The 1,646-nt window shown below is 46.2% G+C and carries 2 protein-coding genes; both read right to left on the bottom strand.

What is annotated here, in order from left to right; translation table 11 throughout:
• Window positions 1-127 precede the first annotated feature (127 nt).
• Window positions 128-1,123: an IS3 family transposase gene (locus BO222_RS13405; RefSeq protein WP_075817402.1), complete on the bottom strand. Its 996-nt coding sequence runs from the start codon at window positions 1,121-1,123 to the stop codon at window positions 128-130.
• Window positions 1,123-1,491, bottom strand: a complete 369-nt coding sequence (locus BO222_RS00450) for an HTH domain-containing protein (protein ID WP_075817400.1) — start codon at window positions 1,489-1,491, stop codon at window positions 1,123-1,125. Before BO222_RS00450 ends, BO222_RS13405 begins: the two co-directional genes overlap by 1 nt.
• Window positions 1,492-1,646 lie beyond the last annotated feature (155 nt).

Genomic DNA, 1,646 nt, shown 5'->3' with positions numbered 1-1,646 from the left:
TCGCAGATGACAGAGTGCATTCAGAAACAGGTTCTGCCAAGGGGAAAAGCGAAGCGGCCCTTGGCGGGTTCTGGGTCTGAATGCGACGATGGATCGCGAGTGATGAGCAGGTAATTCCCCCACTGATTCAGGTTTTACAGGCTGAAATTCCTGGCTTGGTCTGATCAGACATCAGAGCACATTCAGGAACATGAACCCCTTTAAGTGGGTAATCACCGCTTTTCCAGTATTCATAGAATTCATTCGGTGAAAGCTTGGCGAGTTTCCACTGATAACGATTCTGATTGCAGTAATTGATCTGTTCATCAAGAAGACTGCGGATCTCATCAAAACTATGGCAGCCTGCCAGCTTGTCTTTGATTTCGTCTTTCATGTGACCAAAGAAAATTTCCTGACAGGCGTTGTCCCAGCAGTTTCCTTTACGGGACATGGACTTCCTGAGTTTTCTGTCCCTGAGAAGATCCTGATAACTGTGAGAAGTGTAGTGGCATCCCTGATCAGAATGAATCAGAGTATCCGAATACAGTTCATCTCCATGTTTTTCAAGCAGCTGACGAACCGTAGCCAGGACAAAGTCAACTTCAAGACTGCTGCTGACCTGCCAGGCAAGAATCTGCTTGGTATAGGCATCCAGAATCGTCGACAGATAAGCGAATTTTCCGTCATAGGGAATATAAGTGATATCTGTCAGAAGGATTCTTCTCGGTCCATATGCTTCAAACTGCCGTTTAACCAGATTCTTTGCCACATTTGAAGTTCTCAGGGCTTTGGCCATTCTTCTGTAAGGATTAGCCTGGCGGACCGGACAGACGAGATTGAACTTATGCATCAGGCGTCTGATCTTTTTCAGATTCATTTCAACTGGCGGATTCTGATGCAGAAGAACCATCTGAATCGACCGGGCTCCTTTATGGCGGTGATGGGCGGTGTAAGCGGCCAGAATGAGATCGAAGTCTCTTCTGTCGGATGCTTCCTTGAGTTCACGTTCAGGGCGGGCAGCGAGCCATCGGTAATAACCGGAGCGGCTGACGCCGTAGAGGCGGCAGAGTTCGGCAATGGAGAGAGAATCAGATTTCTGAGAGGCCTGTAGAATCAGTTCAAAAATGGCAGAAGTTTTTGTCATTAAGATTTCCTCCGTTTTTGAGAATTGGCCATCTCTAAAGCTTTTTTTAGAACATCCGCCTGGAATTCAAGAGCTTCAACGCGATGTCTGAGACTCTCGTTTTCCTCGGCAGGAGTCATTCGCAGCAGACGATCCTGTTCTTTGGAGAGTTTGTGAGTGAAGTTGCCGATTCGACTGTCGCCAAGAACCAGAGGATCGTATCCAAGCAAGCGGAATATTTCAGACGGGCTTTCACCCTGAGAATAGTGATCCCAGAAATCGCTGCGGAATTTCTGGGTGAAGCGGATCGATTTGGAAGAAACATAAGAAGTGTAAGGATTTGCCCTGAGGGCATCGATTTGCTCCTGGGTAAAAAGAGTTTTATTCATAAGTACCTCCGAAAGAAGATTTCATGAACAGTATTTCACCAGAATGCACGAAGTCTGAATTTTATGACTGTCTACAATTCGGGAACATATTGAGACGGCGTCCACAAATTTCAGGTTGATTTTTCCGGTGTCTACTGAATCAGGAAAAATAAAGA

This window comes from Ileibacterium valens (assembly GCF_001945525.1).
GTDB classification, from domain to species: Bacteria; Bacillota_I; Bacilli_A; order Erysipelotrichales; family Erysipelotrichaceae; genus Ileibacterium; species Ileibacterium valens.
The sequence above is the reverse complement of the archived record's forward strand: the minus strand, read 5'-3'. Positions and strand labels throughout refer to the sequence as shown.

Excerpts from the sequence above, each read along its gene's own strand:
- BO222_RS13405 (WP_075817402.1), bottom strand. The coding sequence starts at position 1,123 with ATGACAAAAACTTCTGCCATTTTTGAACTGATTCTACAGGCCTCTCAG.
- BO222_RS00450 (WP_075817400.1), bottom strand. The coding sequence starts at position 1,491 with ATGAATAAAACTCTTTTTACCCAGGAGCAAATCGATGCCCTCAGGGCA.